Annotated in this window: 18 protein-coding genes and 2 tRNA genes; 7 read left to right on the top strand and 13 right to left on the bottom strand. The window is 32.1% G+C overall.

Annotation, left to right across the window (positions count from 1 at the left end; translation table 11 throughout):
* Positions 1-235 precede the first annotated feature (235 nt).
* The 4 genes from QBK95_RS06690 to QBK95_RS06675 all read right to left on the bottom strand — a co-directional run bounded on the left by QBK95_RS06690 (position 236) and on the right by QBK95_RS06675 (position 5,790).
* Complete coding sequence (locus tag QBK95_RS06690) at positions 236-673, bottom strand: hypothetical protein (protein ID WP_280931856.1); 438 nt, start codon at positions 671-673, stop codon at positions 236-238.
* 39 nt (positions 674-712) lie between these two features.
* On the bottom strand, positions 713-1,981 hold the full coding sequence (locus QBK95_RS06685) for a beta-helix domain-containing protein (protein WP_280931854.1): 1,269 nt from the start codon (positions 1,979-1,981) through the stop codon (positions 713-715).
* Between the two features lie 409 nt (positions 1,982-2,390).
* The gene (locus QBK95_RS06680) at positions 2,391-5,021 is read right to left on the bottom strand and encodes an AsmA-like C-terminal region-containing protein (RefSeq protein ID WP_280931852.1); all 2,631 of its coding nucleotides are present in this window, start codon (positions 5,019-5,021) and stop codon (positions 2,391-2,393) included.
* A gap of 76 nt (positions 5,022-5,097) precedes the next feature.
* Positions 5,098-5,790: a queuosine precursor transporter gene (locus QBK95_RS06675; RefSeq protein ID WP_280932294.1), complete on the bottom strand. Its 693-nt coding sequence runs from the start codon at positions 5,788-5,790 to the stop codon at positions 5,098-5,100.
* A 123-nt stretch (positions 5,791-5,913) separates the two neighbouring features.
* On the opposite strand from QBK95_RS06675, the gene folK reads away from it, so the two are divergent.
* The gene (folK, locus tag QBK95_RS06670) at positions 5,914-7,041 is read left to right on the top strand and encodes a 2-amino-4-hydroxy-6-hydroxymethyldihydropteridine diphosphokinase (protein WP_280931850.1); all 1,128 of its coding nucleotides are present in this window, start codon (positions 5,914-5,916) and stop codon (positions 7,039-7,041) included.
* A 1-nt stretch (position 7,042) separates the two neighbouring features.
* Here the strand turns inward: folK and QBK95_RS06665 are convergent, their stop codons facing one another.
* The 3 genes from QBK95_RS06665 to QBK95_RS06655 all read right to left on the bottom strand — a co-directional run bounded on the left by QBK95_RS06665 (position 7,043) and on the right by QBK95_RS06655 (position 9,607).
* Positions 7,043-8,356, bottom strand: a complete 1,314-nt coding sequence (locus QBK95_RS06665; protein WP_280931846.1) for a dipeptidase — start codon at positions 8,354-8,356, stop codon at positions 7,043-7,045.
* Between the two features lie 76 nt (positions 8,357-8,432).
* The gene (locus QBK95_RS06660; protein ID WP_280931844.1) at positions 8,433-8,987 is read right to left on the bottom strand and encodes a hypothetical protein; all 555 of its coding nucleotides are present in this window, start codon (positions 8,985-8,987) and stop codon (positions 8,433-8,435) included.
* 83 nt (positions 8,988-9,070) lie between these two features.
* Positions 9,071-9,607 carry an RNA methyltransferase gene (locus QBK95_RS06655; protein WP_280931842.1) on the bottom strand — a complete coding sequence of 179 codons (537 nt, stop codon included), beginning with the start codon at positions 9,605-9,607 and terminating at the stop codon, positions 9,071-9,073.
* A 186-nt stretch (positions 9,608-9,793) separates the two neighbouring features.
* On the opposite strand from QBK95_RS06655, the gene mutS reads away from it, so the two are divergent.
* The 5 genes from mutS to QBK95_RS06630 all read left to right on the top strand — a co-directional run bounded on the left by mutS (position 9,794) and on the right by QBK95_RS06630 (position 14,374).
* The gene (gene mutS, locus QBK95_RS06650) at positions 9,794-12,385 is read left to right on the top strand and encodes a DNA mismatch repair protein MutS (protein WP_280932292.1); all 2,592 of its coding nucleotides are present in this window, start codon (positions 9,794-9,796) and stop codon (positions 12,383-12,385) included.
* A 96-nt stretch (positions 12,386-12,481) separates the two neighbouring features.
* A tRNA-Gly gene (locus tag QBK95_RS06645) sits at positions 12,482-12,553 on the top strand.
* Positions 12,554-12,570: 17 nt separating this feature from the next.
* Positions 12,571-12,654: transfer RNA gene (locus QBK95_RS06640), tRNA-Leu, on the top strand.
* Between the two features lie 241 nt (positions 12,655-12,895).
* Entirely contained in the window at positions 12,896-13,117 is a 222-nt protein-coding gene (locus QBK95_RS06635) for a hypothetical protein (protein WP_280931840.1), read from the top strand.
* 135 nt (positions 13,118-13,252) lie between these two features.
* Positions 13,253-14,374, top strand: a complete 1,122-nt coding sequence (locus QBK95_RS06630) for a pentapeptide repeat-containing protein (protein ID WP_280931838.1) — start codon at positions 13,253-13,255, stop codon at positions 14,372-14,374.
* Here the strand turns inward: QBK95_RS06630 and QBK95_RS06625 are convergent.
* Together QBK95_RS06625 and QBK95_RS06620 are read right to left on the bottom strand one after the other, a co-directional pair.
* Complete coding sequence (locus QBK95_RS06625) at positions 14,367-14,819, bottom strand: hypothetical protein (protein ID WP_280931837.1); 453 nt, start codon at positions 14,817-14,819, stop codon at positions 14,367-14,369. The two genes, QBK95_RS06630 and QBK95_RS06625, sit on opposite strands and share 8 nt — an antisense overlap.
* A 2-nt stretch (positions 14,820-14,821) precedes the next feature.
* Positions 14,822-15,526: a methyltransferase domain-containing protein gene (locus QBK95_RS06620; protein ID WP_280931835.1), complete on the bottom strand. Its 705-nt coding sequence runs from the start codon at positions 15,524-15,526 to the stop codon at positions 14,822-14,824.
* Positions 15,527-15,595: 69 nt separating this feature from the next.
* Here QBK95_RS06620 and QBK95_RS06615 point away from each other — a divergent pair, with 69 nt between their 5' ends.
* A complete protein-coding gene (locus tag QBK95_RS06615) occupies positions 15,596-16,171 on the top strand; it encodes a nitroreductase family protein (protein ID WP_280931833.1) in 576 nt (191 codons plus the stop codon).
* Positions 16,172-16,235: 64 nt separating this feature from the next.
* Here the strand turns inward: QBK95_RS06615 and QBK95_RS06610 are convergent, their stop codons facing one another.
* The 4 genes from QBK95_RS06610 to QBK95_RS06595 are packed head-to-tail and all read right to left on the bottom strand — an operon-like array spanning position 16,236 to position 19,040.
* Positions 16,236-16,568: a hypothetical protein gene (locus QBK95_RS06610; RefSeq protein WP_280931830.1), complete on the bottom strand. Its 333-nt coding sequence runs from the start codon at positions 16,566-16,568 to the stop codon at positions 16,236-16,238.
* A 53-nt stretch (positions 16,569-16,621) separates the two neighbouring features.
* Positions 16,622-17,395, bottom strand: a complete 774-nt coding sequence (locus QBK95_RS06605; RefSeq protein ID WP_280931829.1) for a TIGR03915 family putative DNA repair protein — start codon at positions 17,393-17,395, stop codon at positions 16,622-16,624.
* A 12-nt stretch (positions 17,396-17,407) separates the two neighbouring features.
* Positions 17,408-18,670 (bottom strand): putative DNA modification/repair radical SAM protein, encoded by a 1,263-nt coding sequence (locus QBK95_RS06600; RefSeq protein ID WP_280931827.1) that lies wholly within the window; start codon positions 18,668-18,670, stop codon positions 17,408-17,410.
* On the bottom strand, positions 18,660-19,040 hold the full coding sequence (locus tag QBK95_RS06595) for an endonuclease domain-containing protein (protein WP_280931825.1): 381 nt from the start codon (positions 19,038-19,040) through the stop codon (positions 18,660-18,662). The genes QBK95_RS06600 and QBK95_RS06595 overlap by 11 nt, the downstream gene beginning before the upstream one ends.
* Positions 19,041-19,071 lie beyond the last annotated feature (31 nt).

Raw genomic sequence — 19,071 nt, 5'->3', positions numbered from 1 at the left:
CAACATTTATTTGTTAGTAACTCTTTTTAGGTCGATTACCAATGATATAGATTACATAAAAAAGCATTTATTAACATTTATTTGTAATTTTCATCATCAGAAATAGGATAAAATAATTAGGGAATTATTTTATGTATGGTAGATTTTAGAATGTATGCTTTGTTTTGATGAGACGAAATGATAGTAAACAAAAAAACAGCCATACAGGCTGTTTTTTTAATCTTATCTAATTTTTTTAGAAATTTCCATTGACTCCTATTCTAATTTTTTTAATGATTTCTTCATAATAAAGAATCGCCCATATTATTTTTTCAGTATCGGCATAAGGAATAAATTCGGTAATTAAATTACTGGTGCTCTCAAAAGCATCTGTGGTAGTTTCATGATGTTTCCCCAGTGTTTTGAGATTATCAGAGTTTTCTTTAATTCCAACATCGGCTAGACTGACATCAGATTCGTTCGTTAATGCAATATATGGTAATACGGTAATAATTTCGTTTGCTCTTTCTATGTATAGTTTAACAAGTTCTCCTTTTTTTAATCCCTCTAATTCATCAATTGTGTGAAATTTAGTAATTAAGGTACTCTGATCAAAAAAAACATTCTTTTTTGATTGAGCAAAGCTGGTCGTTGTTAGAAAAAGAGAGAAAAATAAAATGGTAATCGATTTCATTATAAAGGTATTGTTGTTAATTAGAATAAATATAAAATATTATTGCATTACTGTATAGCTATCACGAGATTGTTTTAAAGTAAATTTCGGATTTTTCGAATCCAAAGGTTTTTCAAATAGATCACCGACACTTTTAAATTGTGTAGTAAACATGTTATATTTTAAAAGTTTTTGAGCTTCAGCTTTCGATTCAAAAGGGACTAGTACATTAGTGTCATGCACATTAAAAATACTGTTTTCCAGAGAAAAGGATTTTTCAATTTCCCCATAAGAACTATAAGATTTATCGAATTTAACAACATTGGCAAAACCCGATATTCTAGAGTCTCTAAAAACTAAACGCCCTAAATTTTTAGACGAAATCGCAGCACCAGTATGTTGATAATTACTGTTGTCTGATAAATTGATTAAAGTTGCATCTTTAATTTTCACCAAGGATAAGGGTAAAGATGTCATTCCAGATTTTTTATCATAGCCATCTATTTCTATTGCATAAGAACCGCTAATATCAGAAATATATGGGTGTCTTACAGCTACAATATTGTATAACTCTCCTGTATATCCTAAGGTAAAGTCATAATCATCGTCTTTAGCTTTATAAGAAATTAGATTGTTCATATCTACGGTTCCTCCAAAAAATTCAAATGAATCATCGGCAGAATAACTAACCATAATATTATTTAGAATAGATTTTTTTCCTAAAGCGTATAGTGATAATCCATTTAATTCTTTTGATTTGTTAATTTTTTTTCCAGCATATTCAATTCTTACATATGTCATAATAGCGGTCATTTCGCTATCATCTTTTCCTCCGTATAGAGAGTATTGAGGTAAAAAGTTGCCTTCTATAATGCCTGCTTCCGAAGGGGAATTGATGGTTCCAGATCCTGCAATAACAATTCCTCCCCAATCTCCACTTTTTCTTGCTTTTGGAGATTTATTAGAAGTAAACACTATCGGTTGGCCTTTTACACCTCTGGCGATTAGTCTAGATCCTTTGGTGATTACCAGACTTGTTGAGGTTTCTGTATCACAACGTATAACGGTTCCTTCTTGAATTGTTAGCGTAGCACCATTGGTAACATATACATTTCCAGACATTAGATATACAACGTCATTACGTAAATAAGAATCTTGATCTATAATGGTAAGAAGCTCCTCTTCAGCTTCAGCGTATTCTTTGTTATTTGGGTCAAAGTTGGTCCATCCTTGCATCCACTTCATTTGATTTTCATTTGTTGTACTTTGTGACCATAATTGAGAAGAAACAAATAATAGAATTGCGAGGGGTAAAATAGCTGGTTTCATAATTGTTATTGTTGGGGTTATAAATTTTGTAGTAAAATTATAGCTAAAAGAATTTTACTTATTAGAAACAACTTTACTAAATAGTTAATTCAGTTTTACTAAATTTATTGTGCTAGAATCTTAGTTTTTAACGAATAATGGCTAAAAATCTTGGGTTTTGTCTGTGAAGTGCTAATCTGTCTAATTTTAAGTGGTTTATAATTATTAATTAAATCCAATTAAAATCCAATTCTATTTTTAACGTTTTCCCAAGGCTAATGTACTAAGAAAAGTGCTCAAAAAAAACTAATTATACGGGATACTGTTCATATCCTAGTCTTTTTTACGCAAAATTAAAGATTTCTTTATTTTGTTGACAAAATAATAATGTAATCATTGAATACAGCAAGTATTTAATATAAGATGGTATTTAGTTCTTGGTTTTTGTGGTATCTTTTTTCTTTTTTTTGCCTAAAAATCCACCTAAAATATTTTTAGCAGCATCCTTGAGTTTATCCTCAGGTTTATTGGTTGTTGTTTGTGTAGAATCTTTGTCTTTATTTGATCCTCCAAGTAAATCTGTAAGTACTTTCGTGCCTTCATCAACAATTTTACCAGTAGCTTTTTCTTTTTGTTTATTAATAATCTGTTGCGTAAGCTGTGTAACGGCTTGACCCGTGTTGATGTTTACTTTGGGATTCGAAAAATTACCTGATATACCCACAGGAAGTGCTACCGTCATTTCGTTAGACTCCTGATCATTGAGCTGAGAGATCAATCCGCCTACTTCTTTACCCATATATTTTGCAGGAACATCCAACGATACATTATAATCCATATTCATATCAAACCCGTGACTTCCGCCAGCCGTGATTTTTATTCCTTCAATATCAAATTCGAAAGGCTTTACATGTATTTTTCCATCATCAAAACTAAGAGAGGTTTTAAGGTCTTTTAAATTCAGTTTATCTAGGTTTAAAAAGCCTAATTGACCATCTAATTGAGACAGTAAAGGAGTCTGAGAAGTACTTACTTTAGCATTTAATATTTCTGCCAGAGCATTACCTTTTAGAGAATTTAGTACAGGTGTTAGGTCGTTGTTTAAATTGCCGTTAAGATTTATTTGAGTATTTAATGCTCCTGTAAGAGACTTGGCAATAGGGGCTAGGCTCTGTAATAATTCTAGACCAGCAAAGGATTTTACAATATCAATTTTGCTCAAATCTAAATTCATACCAAAATTAGGGGTGTCTGATTTTGTAGATACTTCTCCATTAAAAGCAAGTCCTCCATCAAATAGATTTGATGTTACATTTTGTAGATATGCCGTCTCATCATTTATTTTTACACTTCCTTTTGTATTTTTTAGTTCTAAATTATCGTAGATCACTTTTTTAGCATCAAAGTTCAAGGTAGCATCTAAGAAGGAAGGTATCTGCAATGCTTCTTCTTCAATAGTTTCGTTGGTTTGTTCTTCTGTCGATTCGTTTTCTGCAACCATAAAATCATTTACTGCAAAAACATCAGAACTTACATCAAAACTTCCTTTAAGATCCTGTTTTGAGAATAAAAATCCCATTAGATTATTAATGGTTCCTGCTGCTGTAAGATCAGATTTGCCTGTTGTCACTTGCATCTTGTCTAATGTAATGGTTTCTGGTTTGAAACTTACATTTGCTTTTTCGATTTTTATTTCGTTCGGTAATTCTGGAGAAGCATACGTGAATTGATCTAAACTAGCAGTACCAGAGCTTTTTATATTTTGGTATTGTTCTTTTTCTAAAGATAACATGTCAAAATTAGTGTTCACATTGGCCTTGAAAACTCCATTGAGCTCTTGATCAAGTTCTAGAGGGTATGCTTTGTCCAGATTAGCAAGATTTAGAGTTCCATTGACAGCCATATCTACAACCATATTTTTTGTGATATTTCGTAAACTACCATTAGCGGCAAAGGTGTCCTGATCTATTCTAAATGTTAGATTGCCTATTTTTATGTATGTATCATCTACTAAACCAGTATCATTTTTTATTTGTGTGTCTATTGTTATGTTTTGCACACTTTTTGGTAGATCAGGATATTTAAAGGAAGCATTACTAGATGCTATTTTAATATCCATTTTTGGGATAAGCGTATCATCTACCTTTCCTTTAATGATGCCATCTACATAAAAATCTCCCGAAGTTTGTACTCCATCAAGATTTTTAGCATATGTTTCAGGAATTACGGCCAAGAAATTTTTAAAATCAGATGTAGGCGTTTTAAAACTAAGATCAACATCTGTGTATTTTTCGTTAAGCTGAACAAAACCTTTAAACTCAAGAGGTAGTTGGTTAACTAGAGCTTTATTCTCCTTAAATGCGTATCGTTGATTTTCTAGATCTAATTCTAATTCGGCATCTAGTTTTAGGGCATTTTTATTAAGATATTTAGTTCCATCTAAACTAAAAGAAACTTCTGAGTTAGATTTTGTATCGAGGAGTATATTTTCACCAGATAAGGATCCGTCTCCACTATGATTTACCTCGGTCATTAGTAATGAAATTTTACTAATGTCATCGTTGTATAGCAGTTTACTATGATTTATTTCATAATGATCAAGTTCAAAAGTAAACGAGCCACTATCTTCAGTTGCTGGTTCTTCAACGTTGTCCTGTTTTTTAGCAATGTCAAAATTAGAATTTCCTAATGAATCTGTTTTGATTGCTATATTGGCTTCATCGATAATAAATTTTTGAATACTAATAGGCTCTGAAGCATCTTTGAAAAGCTCATTAATAGACATATCAAGGGATATTTTTTTTGCATATGCTAGTGTGTCGCCTTCAAAAGGAGCGAAATTAATAATAGAAAGTTCATCAATGATCACAGAAGCTTCAGGAAAACTTCTAATTAGGCTGATATCAACATCGACAAAATCAACGGTTGCATTAACGTGTTGATTGGCGAGGTACCGAATTTTGTCCTTAATTGTTCCTCCAAAAAGAAAAGGAATAGAAATGATCCCTATTATGAGGATGAGGATAAGTATACTAAAGATTTTAAGGGCTTTTTTGATCATTTTATTGCTTTTATATAAAGTAACGAATCACAAGTGTAATATGTTGCTGATTTTGAGTTAAGTATTTGTTAGTTTTTTATATTTCAAGTGCTAATTCTCCTCCTTCTTTAAGTTTAAATCTTTTTCTTAAGATGTAAACACCTAAATATAGTAGCGGAGTATCAAGGGCTGCAACTAGTATTTTAAATAAGAACCCATTTAGCAATAATATTCCAAAACGATCCCAACTAATGATATCAGTAGAGCATAATAACAGTAATACGGTAAGTGTATCTATGAATTGAGAAGCAAAGGTAGAAAAGTTATTTCTGATCCAAAGATGCTTTCCTTTAGTTATTTTTTTCCAAAAGTGAAAGATCTGAATATCTATATATTGAGCAAAAAGATATGCCATCATAGACGCAAAAACTGCAATTACCGTGGCACCAAAAACCTGAGAGAATGTTTCGTCATTAACTGGTGACCAGGATGTTGCTGGGACCTCTTTAGAAACAAAAACTATGATCAAAGAAAAGAATGAAGCAAAAATACCAGCAGTGACAATCTGATTGGCTTTTCTTTTACCGTAAATTTCACTGATAATATCAGTAATTAAAAATGTAACAGGGTATGGTAAAATCCCTACGGAAATTTCGAAAGTATAGACTCCAAAAAAATCCCAAAAGAAAAATTTCTGAAAAATAAGATTTGATGCTACTAACGAAGAGATAAATAAGGCTCCAAGTATAAGGTAAATTCTGTAGGCTACTATTTTGTCTTTTAGATTCAGGTGTGTTGGTTTTAAATAAAATTAGTTTATAATACTTCGTGCAAAAATAAGGTGAAGTGGTTTTGTTTTCCTTAATTTGCTCATAAAAATACGTAGTTCTGATCAGAATATAAATTTCCACATTTGAAAACATCAAATCTTATACATATCTCATTAGGGAGTAATATTGGGAATCGCCTGGGTTATCTTCAGCAAGCAGTAGATGCAATCTACAATACCATTGGTGATGTAATTAAGATATCTAGAATATGTCAAACACCTGCTTGGGGATTTAGTAGTGATGATTTTTATAATGTATGTATCCTTATAAAAACTTTTTATTCTTCTGCAGAAGTATTGGATACACTTTTAGAAATTGAAAATTCTTTAGGCAGAAACAGAACGAAAAATGAAGGGTATGAAGCTAGGACAATTGATTTAGATATTCTTTTTTCTTCTGAAGGAGTTGTAAAAACCGAAAACCTAATCGTTCCACATCCTTCAATACAAGATCGAAAATTTGTTTTACATCCGTTAGCTGATATTGATAGTGATCTGGTGCACCCAATTCTTAATCAAACGGTATCAGAATTATTGGAGCACACGGAGGATGTTTCTGAGATAGATATACTGGATGTACAAATAATGAATCCTAAAGAAGAATATTCGTTGTCATCAGTTCAGTATCTTACGATCGAAGGAAATATTGGTGCTGGTAAAACAAGTCTGGCAAATCTAATTGCTCAGGAATTTAACGCTAAGTTGGTTTTAGAGCGTTTCGCAGACAATCCTTTTTTGCCCAAGTTTTATGAAGATATGGAGCGATTCGCCTTTCCTCTTGAAATGTCTTTTCTTGCGGATCGTTATCAACGATTACAGGATGATATTGGCCAATTTGATTTATTTAAGGATTTTGTAGTAAGTGATTATGACGTATTTAAATCATTAATTTTTGCGCAGGTAACGCTTCAGGAGGATGAATATAAGTTGTATAAGAAGGTTTTTGATATCATGTATCGGGACCTTCCAAAACCAGGATTATATGTCTATTTGTATCAAAACACAGAACGTTTATTAGAAAATATTAAAAAACGAGGGCGTGACTATGAACAGAAAATTCCAGCAGAGTATTTAAATAAGATCAATAAAGGGTATCTACAATTTATAAAATCTCAATCTCACTTTAATGTTAAGATTGTAGATGTTTCGGATAAAGATTTTATTCAAAACCGAAAAGATTATATATGGGTGCTCAATGAATTGACTAATTAGTTTACCCTTTCTGAAGCTCGCTGGCTACTTTTTGAACTTGATCTAGCACACGAAGTAGATTACCACTCCATAGTTTTTCAATTTGTTCTTCTGTATACCCTCTTTTTACCAATTCTAAGGTAACATTAAAGGTTTCAGAAGCATCACTCCATCCTTCGATTCCACCACCACCGTCAAAATCAGAGCTAATACCTACATGATCAATACCTATTTTATCAACCATATAATCAATGTGATTTACAAAATCCACAACATCAACAGCTGGAGGAAGGTCGTTAATCTTTTTTACTTTTGCTCTTCTTATGGCAGCCATTTTGCCTAAAAAATCGTAATAAGTCTCTTTTTCTTCAGAACTTAGTTTCATCACTTCTTCTCTTTCTAACCAAGTTACTCCCATAGAATCGGCAATTTGTTTTCCGATTTCAATCTCTTTTACAGATCTTTTTTCAAACTTTTCGGTATTTAAATATGAAGTAAAAGCAACGGTTTGTACAACACCACCATTTTCCTTTAACCACTGCAATTGTTCATCATCAAGATTTCTGCTATGATTGCACAATGCTCTTGCAGAAGAGTGCGAGGCGATAATTGGGGCTTTAGAAAGCTCAATCATTTGTCTCATCGATTCTTTTGATGGGTGTGATACATCGATCATCATGCCCCATTTATTCATTTCGGCAATAACTTCTTTGCCTAAATCACTTAAACCGTTATGAAGCCATACATTATCCGCTTCACCAGTATTAGAATCGCAAAGTTGGCTATGTCCATTGTGGGAAAGCGACATATATCTTCCTCCAAGATCATAGAATTTTTTAACATTGCCGATATCCGTGCCTACTGGATAGCCATTTTCGATACCAATCATAGCTACTTTTTTTCCAGATTTGTGGATACGTCTAACATCTTCAGAAGTTAGTGCTAATTCTATTTGATCTGGTGCAATAGTATCAACTAATCTATGGATCGCATCAAATTTGGACATTGCGATATTATGGGCTTTTTCGAATCCTTCTGTATTAAGCGAATCTTGACCAGTATAGACTATAAACCAAGCAACATCTAAACCGCCTTTTTTCATCTTTGGTAATGTAATCTGAGAGCTTAAATCCTGAGTGCAATTTATAGAATCTGTAAAGTTTTTTATATTGATATCACAATGGGTATCTAGTGTAATGATGTTATTGTGAATTGCTTTTGCTTTAGCAACAAGTTGACTTTCTGTTATAGATTCTTCCTTTTTAGTTTCGGTTGTTTTTTGGTTGCAACCGACTATGGCCAGACAGATCATGAATACTAATGTGAAATATTTCATTATGAGATGTGTGATTGAGTAATTAGCCTTAAACTTACAAAACAAAATCTGGATTGCCTATTTCTATGCTTTCTATCTATAAGTTTAAGGTTGCTAAAACCTCTTTTTCAAATTGTAACCCATCTGTAGTTTCAATGTATAAAGTGAACGTATATTCCTCATTTTCAAATTGAGATTTATCTAAAAATTCATTTAAAAAATTAATCGAAATAATGTCATAAAAGAAATTAATGTTGTCTGCTATTTCCGTTATTTCAGCCAAATTGGAATTAGCCGAAATTGTATTACCATCATATATAAAATCTTTGTCAAGACTTACAATTAAGCTTTCCTCATTTAATCGATTTATGAAGGTGTCATTATCACAAGATGTGGCATAAGTAGAGGTAATAAGATTAAAATTAATATTAGCACTTATGGCATCATTCGAACTAAATATTGCATCTAGAACAAACTCATCTGTTATAATTGTTGCAGAATCTTGAGGGGCTGGGTTGTTGAGCTGAAATAATGTTAAGCTTTTAAAGCTTCGTATTTGAAAAATTTGTTCTGGACAACAGCTATAAGCTATTACTGATAATAATATGAATCCTACGTATAGTTTTAAGGTGGTAACTATTTCTTTTTTCATAACTTTTCCCTTTCTTACTTTTACTAATAGATGAATACGATGAGAAATGGTTGCGTTTGATTTTGTTAGAAGGAAGAATAGCTTTAAGAGAGTTTGTTGAATAAATCCCATATTACAACACCAGCACTAACTGAGATGTTTAAAGAATGCTTACTTCCGTGTTGAGGGATTTCAATAACGCTATCACTTGCAGAAACTACTTCTTGCTGTACACCTTTTACTTCGTTGCCAAAAATAATTGCATATGTTTGATTAGAAGTAGGGTTGAAATCGTTTAGCATGGTGGCATTTTCTGCTTGTTCAATCGATATGATCTTTATGTTTTCTTCTTGAAGCTTTGATACAAGCTCTAAGGTGCTATCAGTATGTTCCCAGTCGACAGTATCAGTTGCGCCTAATGCCGTTTTTTGGATGTCCTTATGCGGTGGTGTTGCTGTAATACCGCAGAGATATATTTTTTTAATTAAAAAGGCATCTGCAGTTCTGAAAACAGAACCAATATTATTAAGGCTTCTAATATTGTCTAATATGACGATTAAAGGAGTTTTTTTTGCATTCTTGAACTCAGTTATGGTTTTGCGATCAAGTTCACTGTTTCTTAGTTTTCTTTTCATTTCCATGATGGCAAAAATATCATTTATTCATAATATGATTTATACATTCTTTTAAGGAAGTAGGATTGTGAATAAAAATGAATAACTCCTTTTGGCAACATTTCAAAAAAAAATGAAGAATACCTACTTTAGCCACATTCATAAAATTATATCCTTTTGGCAGCAAAAAAAGAAAAGAAAGTAACACCTTTAATGAAGCAATACAATGCGATAAAGGCTAAATATCCAGATGCATTGCTCTTGTTTAGAGTAGGGGACTTTTATGAAACTTTTGGAGAAGATGCGGTTAAAGCTGCAGCGATCCTTAATATTGTTCAGACTAAAAGAGGTAATGGTACAGAACAGGAAACGGCATTGGCTGGATTTCCTCATCATTCTTTAAATACATATTTGCCAAAACTCGTAAAAGCAGGTGAACGAGTGGCTATTTGTGATCAGCTAGAAGATCCAAAACAAACTAAGACTATTGTTAAAAGAGGTGTAACAGAATTAGTTACTCCTGGAGTTGCTTTGAATGATGAGGTTTTACAAAGTAAGACTAATAATTTCCTATGTGCTGTACACTATGGTAAAAAGGAATTAGGAATAGCGTTTTTGGATGTTTCTACAGGAGAATTCTTAACGGCTCAAGGAGATGTTGCACATATGGATAAGTTAATGCGCAACTTTAATCCAAGCGAAGTGTTAATTTCTAAACCTAAGAAACAAACTTTTCATCATGATTTTGGAAGTGATTTTCATACTTTTTTTCTAGAAGATTGGACATTTAAAACTGATTATGCCAACGAAACATTAAATTCACATTTCGAAACCACTTCTTTAAAAGGATTTGGAGTAGATCATATACAAGAAGGAGTAATTGCGGCTGGTGTGATACTACATTATTTAGGAGAGACACAGCATAATAAATTACAGCATATAACTGCAATCCAGCGAATAGCTGAAGATGAATATATATGGATGGATCGGTTTACGATTCGTAATCTGGAATTGTATAATCCAAACGCAGCTAATGCAGTAACGCTTATCGATGTTATTGATAAAACGATTTCTCCAATGGGAGGAAGAACTTTAAAACGTTGGTTGGCATTACCCCTTAAGAATATTATAAGTATCCAAAAACGCCATGAAGTGGTGCAGTTTTTTCTAGACAATGAAATATTGCATCAAAAGATTCAACATCAAATTAAACAGATTGGAGATATAGAGCGTTTAATTTCTAAAGTAGCAACAGGAAAAGTAAGCCCAAGAGAAGTAATTCAATTAAAAAACTCTTTAGAGGCTATTGTGCCTATAAAAGCTCAAGCCACAAATAGCCAAAATGAAGCATTAAAAGTTATTGGGGATACATTACATGATTGTGAGTTATTAAGAAATAAGATCAAGGAAACAATTAATGAAGAAGCTCCAGTAAATATATTAAAAGGAAATACCATTGCAGATGGGTATTTGGATGAGCTCGATGAATTAAGATCAATTGCATTTTCTGGAAAAGATTACTTGGATAAAATGTTGGAACGCGAAACAGAGGCTACTGGAATTACTTCTTTAAAAATAGCTTCCAATAATGTTTTTGGATATTATATAGAAGTTCGAAACACACATAAGGATAAAGTACCAGAAACTTGGATTCGCAAACAGACTTTAGTAAATGCAGAAAGATATATCACAGAGGAGTTAAAAGAATATGAAGCCAAAATCCTTGGTGCAGAAGAAAAAATACTGATATTAGAACAGCAGTTATTTAGTGATTTGATTGTTTGGATGCATGAATATATCAAACCTGTACAGTTAAATGCAACTTTAATAGGTCAATTAGATTGTTTAGGTTCTTTTGCTCAGTTGGCTCAGGAAAATAAGTATACACGTCCTATGATTGATGATTCTTATAATCTTGAAATCAAAAATGGTCGTCACCCAGTAATCGAGAAACAACTCCCACCTGGAGAATCATATATTGCTAATGATGTTTCTTTGGATAAAGAGGCGCAGCAGATGATCATGATTACAGGACCTAACATGAGTGGTAAATCTGCAATATTAAGACAAACAGCATTGATCGTTTTATTAGCGCAAATGGGATGTTTTGTTCCTGCTGATGAAGCCAAAATTGGAGTAGTAGATAAAATATTTACAAGAGTAGGAGCAAGTGATAATATTTCTATGGGAGAATCCACATTTATGGTAGAGATGAATGAAACTGCAAATATTCTAAATAATATATCAGATAGAAGTTTGGTGTTATTGGACGAGATCGGTCGAGGTACAAGTACTTATGATGGGATCTCGATTGCTTGGGCAATTAGTGAATTTCTTCATGAACATCCAGCAAAACCAAAAACATTGTTCGCAACACATTATCATGAACTTAATGAAATGTGTGAAACTTTTGACAGGATTAAAAATTATAACGTAGCGGTAAAAGAATTAAAGGATAATGTGCTTTTTCTTAGAAAACTAGTTCCTGGAGGTAGTGAGCACAGTTTTGGAATTCATGTGGCTAAAATGGCAGGAATGCCTCAACAAGTGCTTTATAGAGCTAATAAGATGCTTAAGAAATTAGAAAAATCTCATAGCAGTGAAGAACTAACTGATAAAATAAAAGGAATTCAAGAAGAAGATGAATTGCAATTAAGCTTCTTTAATCTGGATGACCCATTATTGGAGGAAATCAAAGACGAAATTGTAAATATTGATATAGATACGCTTACTCCAGTAGAGGCTTTGATGAAATTAAATGAGATTAAACGTATGTTAACCAGGAAGAAAGCATCTCAAGTGTAAAGTTTTTTATTCTTTTTTGCGAAAAGACTTTGGTATTACTAGAAATGTTTTAAATTTGCATCCGCAATAACGAATTGCGAAGTTCTTAAAATAACTGCGAAAGTAGCTCAGGGGTAGAGCATCACCTTGCCAAGGTGAGGGTCGCGGGTTCAAATCCCGTCTTTCGCTCTGAGAAAATATACCACGCTCGGGTGGTGGAATTGGTAGACACGTTGGACTTAAAATCCAATGTCCATTAGGACGTACGGGTTCAAGTCCCGTCCCGAGTACTTAAAGCCTTCTTAATCTTTTGATTTTGAAGGCTTTTTTTATTTTGACACTCTTCTTAACAACTTATTATATTTAAAATTCGAGAACTTTTTTTGAAGTATTCTTCTTTTTTATACTAAAATCGATAAAAGTTGCTTTTTATCGAAAATCGTTTTTTTAATAAACAATCATATTCATCATTAGGGAATTAGAATTATAAATTCATTGTAGATTTTAGTTACATGCTTAAAAATGTATACAATGGAAGAGAAACTACATATTTCGGATTTAAAACGGATTATACATAATCTCATCGTATTTATTGTTATTGAAGGAAAGGAGTATGTAAATGATAAGAAAAAGAGAGAATATGTAGCAAGTTATGTACATCTGCTAGCCAAAGTAATAAATCAGATTGAAGAAGAAGAACGAGTTTCGCTTGTAGAAGATATTTCTAATGATATATCTAAATATATGAAGTAAGGGATAGTTTTTGGACTATATTTTATTATGTTAGATTTGGAAAGCCTTTTTAATTAAAAAGGCTTTCTTTTTTATTTGGTATTAGTCACATAACTTTAATATATTGAACATTGAAAATCCCAAATCTATTATAAAGTGACTGAACAAGAGCGAATTGAACAATTAGAGCAAGAAAAGCAACAACTTCAGGATCAATTAGATCAAATTAAAAAAAGAAAAGAAAAAAAGAAGAGTATTGGATTTTGGTTGCTTAAAAAGTCAAGTGTTCCTCTACTTGGAGTACGACTTAAAAAAAGCATTAATAATGCAATTACCGAATATAAAGAGACTAAATCAGTATCAGTTGATACAGTTTCTGATGTATCTTCTAATGTTATCTGGCGTATAACAAGAATTGGAATATTCGGGTTGTTAGTTACACTTATACCTTCTATTATCCTGTTATATCAAACTAAACTTGTAATAAATCAGAATAGGTTGGTGGATAACCAAAATGAATTAATTGAAGCTGAAAGAAGATCTTCTTTGGTTTTTATTATGGATAACTTACTTTCTGATCTTAGCGAAGAATTGAAATATAAAGGATCAAGTGAGCGTAATATAAGCCCTGTTTTAGAAGCAAGAATTGCTAGCTTATCAAGAGCGATGAAACCCTATAAATATAAGGAAGATGGAGAGCTTATTGATAAGAAAATAAGCCCCGAAAAGGGACAATTATTGTTTAGTTTGATTCGAAGTAATCTTGCGGATCAATCTTATCGAGAAATCCTAGACGCATCGGATTTTAGCTATACTTTTTTTAAGGATATCTATTTAGGAAGAGGAGTGAATATGAAGTATATTAATTTAAGCCATTCTAACTTATCTGAAGTTAATCTCCCAGCAGCTAATTTAGAACGAAGCGAATTAACAGAGGCAAATATGGAACAAATTAACCTCTCTGATGCAGTATTGGTAAGGGCGAATTTAACAAATGCTAATCTTAGAAACTCAGAGTTGTTAAGTGTAGATTTGACCAATGCCAAATTATATGGAGCAGATCTTACTGAAGCTGATTTGACTGAGGCTACGCTATGGGGAACCAAGCTAGAAGATGCTGTTTTGACTGATGTTGTATTGGATAATGCAATTGTACATAGACAAGATTGGATATCATATGTGGCAGATTCACTAGACCTAAAAGGAGCGAATGCTATTAAGGATAATTATAGGGTTAAAAAACAAGGAAAACAACAATTTGTAATTGTGCCTAGGTAGTCGATGTCGTTATCTTTTGTCTCCTGAAAATTAGACCATGAATCTTATTGACCAACCAATTTCCAGCAGGAAAGTACAAAGCAAAAAACAGCGCCATCCCTAAACTGAAATTTTGAGGGTTAAATAATTGATCAAGCATATTATTAGGATATACATAGGAGGTTTGCAACCAATATCCCAAGAACTCTAATATTCCCATAGCAACTAATCCGTAGGCATACTGATTAAAAAAATTATACTCTTTAAGAAGTATTGAAATCGGTACCATATATAAAATGTAGCAGGAAATCACCTGCCACCAGTTTTCAAAGCGAGCAATTTCCATAGTTGCTCCAAATTCGTTCATTCCTAATCCCCATAAAAAATATACAATAACATAAGTAATTAGCAATGTTCTGGAAGTTTGTTTTAATTTCCTTGCATTTTGGAGTAGGATTTCTTTCATAATTATAAATCAATTTTTACGATGGTTCTAAACCATATTTTTTTATAGATTCTGAAGTTTTTTACATCACTGTTATTAAAAATACTTCTTAATTCTCTAATGGTGAATGCTCTTTTTATTGCCAATAAACCATCCTTTTTTGCTATTGCGGAAATTGGCAAAATAAAACTAGAAAATTTAAATAAAACATAAGCTATTTTGCTACGATATAATTCACTGAAAATAATATGTTTCGTTTTTTTACTTTTGATATTGTTTATGAATTGTATCAATGCCTTATCTTCAAAATGATAGATAAAGTGACTACTGATAATTAAATCACAATCTGGAATTTCGAAGTTGATGTCCATGATATCTTTTACTTCAAACTTTATAATATTCTCTTTGCTATATTGAGATTTTGCATATGCAATACTTTCTGGGTTACCGTCAATTCCTGTAAAAGATGCTCGAATATTTTTTTGTTGTAATTTTTTTGAAATTTGATGAATACTATCTCCGCCACCACAACCTAGATCTACAATATGGAAAGTCTCCTTGGTAGGATGCGTTGAGCAGAACTCTAAGACACTTTTAGTTAGCTGTCTATGATTCCCGAAAAGAAAGTTGATTAATTTTAAACTCAATAATGTCTTTTGTAATTCATTACCAGATAAGGATAAATTATCTAATTGTTCTGGAGTATGAATACGAGTGTGAAAGTTCAAAGTGTAAGTTGAATGTTATTTTTTATTAGTCTAATTTTTAATAATAACTTTACATTAAAAGTAAATTATATGGATACCGAATATTTAAATCAAATTATAAGAGATCGAAGAGCTATTTATCCAGCACAATATAATGATAAACCTATTTCTAAATCATTTATTAACGTTTTGTTAGAAAACGCAAATTGGGCTCCTACGCATAGATTAACAGAGCCTTGGCGTTTTAAAGTCATTCAAGGAGATGCTAAGAGTCGATTAGGAGATTTTTTATCGAACACCTATACTGATATTACATCAGATGAAGCTTTTTCTCCTTTTAAACATAAAAAGATTAAAAATAAATGTGAGGCTGCGAATGCTATAATTATCATATGCATGCAACGAGACTCAAAAGAAAGTGTTCCAGAATGGGAAGAAATAGCAGCTACTGCAATGGCTGTTCAAAATATGTGGCTTACCTGTTCGGCGAATAATGTAGGTTGTTATTGGAGTAGTCCTAAATTGATTGATTATATGGGTGAATTTTTGGAATTGAATGAAGGAGAGCGATGCTTGGGGCTTTTCTACTTAGGGAATTATGATAAAGATGAGAGTTTAACTTCAAAGCGAATACCAATAGAAAATAAGGTTACTTGGTTAGAATAATGTCAAATAAAAAACCATCCCAAGATCTATGGGATGGTTTTTAAAAAATATATACCTGTATATATTATTGCTTTTTCAATGCATCAGTAGCTTTATCAGCTCCTTCTTTTACAGCATCTTTTGCAGCATCAACTGCATCTCCAGCAGCTTCTTTTGCAGCATCTACCGCTCCGTCTACTGCATCACCAGCAGCAGCTTTTACAGAATCAACTACTTCACCAGCAGCTTCTTTTACTTCTTCTACAGCTTCAGTGGCAGCTTCTTTTGCTTCTTCAGCTGCTTCTTGTACTTCTTCCACAGCTTCATTAGCAGCATCTTCTGCTTTTTTTGTATCTCTACAAGAGGTAACTGAAACTGCTAACGTTAGAGCGATTGCTCCTAAAAATAATCTTTTCATAATTGATAGATATAGTTAATTGGGTTATTCAACGTCAAATTTAACATTTTATTTTATATATTGTTTTTTTCTATTAAGTATTTCCAATATCTCTTTGGTAGATGTTGTAAATGAAGCTTTGTGTTTTTTCTTGATTTGATGTTTATATGTGTAAAATAGGTGTTCCATAAATTTTGATAATCAAGTTCGTTATCTTTAAGACTATTGTTATTTATAGAGGTGTTTAGTTTCGAAAAAAAGTCTACCGTTGTTATTTCTACGGTATTTAGATCGTAATAGATGCCATAATCTCGTTTTATATCATAAATTAACCATTTTTGATCAGCATAACGATCTTTAAAATGATGAATGATCAATGGTAAAACATTAAAATCTGGTTCTACTGTAGCTATATAGATATTGTCTTTAGTTAATTTAAAACGAACGAAAGCTTCCATTCTATGTTTCTCTCTGGTAACCATTTTTGCAACTTGACTTATTTTAAGAATATCTTTATTACTATAATCTATTGTAGTAGGGTTTTGATTATTAAAAATATTTTTAATGTATGAGAGTAAAGTGTTTTCAACTCCCTTGATCTCGCTTAAAAATGCACTAAATAGTATTTTTTGCTCTGAGAAACGTATTTTGTGTTTTAATCCATTCCACACTCTATTTGATTTTGTTACCTCTGTAATAATAGTTTCTGTAATGGTAAATAGTTGATTATTGGTCTCTGATTCCTTTCTAATAATCGGAGAAGCGATTTTTTGATCATATACCATAAAAACGCAACATAAAAAACCATCAAAACTTCCATCATATAACAAAATAGTTTGCGGATTCATGCTTTTTATGATTTACGAGAAAAGACTCAGTTGATTTGTAAAATATTTTTGATGTTTACTTCTGGAAGTTTTTAGGATCTTGTTTTTTAGATCCAATGATGTAAGTTCTTTAAGATGAGAATTTGTGGAATTACAAATAATAAAATATTGAGCTCTATTATATGCAATACCAATTGCTTTAAGGTGTGACCAATTAAGTTTTCTATACCTTCTTGCTTGTAGTATTTTGTAAACAGATTGCATACCAATTCCTGGAACTCTGGCAATCATGTGTTTATCTGCTTTATTAATATCAATTGGGAAAAAGTCCAAATTTCTGAGCGCCCAACTTAATTTAGGATCAATATCAAGATCTAGGTTTTGGTGTTGGGTGTTTAATAATTCGTTAATAGAAAAACCATAAAATCGCAATAACCAATCTGTTTGATACAAACGATTTTCTCTTAGAACAGGCACTTGGGTTTCTAATGAGGGGAGTCGATTATCCGTCGTAACAGGAATATAGCCAGAATAATAAACCCTACGCATATTAAATTTTTTGTAATAATGTGCAGCAGAGTACATGATATCTCTATCACTCTCTCCAGCTGCTCCAATGATCATTTGAGTGCTCTGTCCAGCGGGAGCGTATCTAGGAGTGTTCTTTATTGTTTTTCGTTCTGCATTATATTGAATGATTTCATTTTTTACTTTCTCCATTGGTTTAACAAAGTCTTCGTGCTTTTTATCTGGTGCTAAAAGTTTAAGTCCAGATATGGTAGGGATTTCAATATTTACACTTAGACGATCTGCATACAATCCAGCCGCTCGCATGAGTTCATCACTAGCTCCTGGAATAGATTTTAAATGAATATAACCATTAAAATTTTCTTCTAATCGGAGTTTTTTTGCAACTGATACCAATCTTTCCATAGTATAATCAGCATTTTTAAAAATACCAGAACTTAGAAACAATCCTTCAATGTAATTTCTTCTATAAAAATTTATAGTAAGATCAACGACCTCTTGAATTTTAAAGGCAGCTCTTTTTATGTCATTACTTTTTCTGGTAACACAATAAGCACAGTCAAAAATGCAATGATTAGTGAGTAAAATCTTTAATAAAGAAACACAGCGACCATCTTCTGTGTAGCTATGACAAATACCCATTCCTGTGTTATTACCTAATACTTTATTGATATTGCTCCTTTTGCCACCACTACTGGCACAAGAAACATCATATTTTGCTGCATCTGCTAGAATAGAAAGCTTTTCTTGAATTCTATCAAACGACATAAATACTTTTAGTAGAAAGTTTAATCTGGTGTTTTAAAGCTCTGAACACTTCTTCTATGTCGACTAAAATCTGATGATCAGTAAAGCGTAATACAGTAATTCCTAAGGAATGAATATGTAACTTTTTGGGAGCATCTTGATTGTGTACATCAGAAAACTCATGTGCATATCCGTCTATTTCGATCGCAATCTTTAGAGAAGGACAATAAAAATCAAAAGAATAATTATTGATTCTATGATTTCTGAGAAAGTTATATCCTTTTTCAGTGAGTTTTTGAAATAGTTCTTCCGCTACAGGAATGGAGTTGTTCAAAGAATAACGAATAATTTTTTCTGACTCTGGTTGGTGTAAAACAATTTGTGATGGCATAATCGTCTATTTAACTTGTAATTTTTCCAAA

Origin of the sequence: Aquimarina mycalae (genome assembly GCF_029906345.1) — a bacterium.
In the GTDB taxonomy this organism is placed as follows: domain Bacteria; phylum Bacteroidota; class Bacteroidia; order Flavobacteriales; family Flavobacteriaceae; genus Aquimarina.
This window is presented reverse-complemented; position numbering and strand designations above follow the sequence as displayed.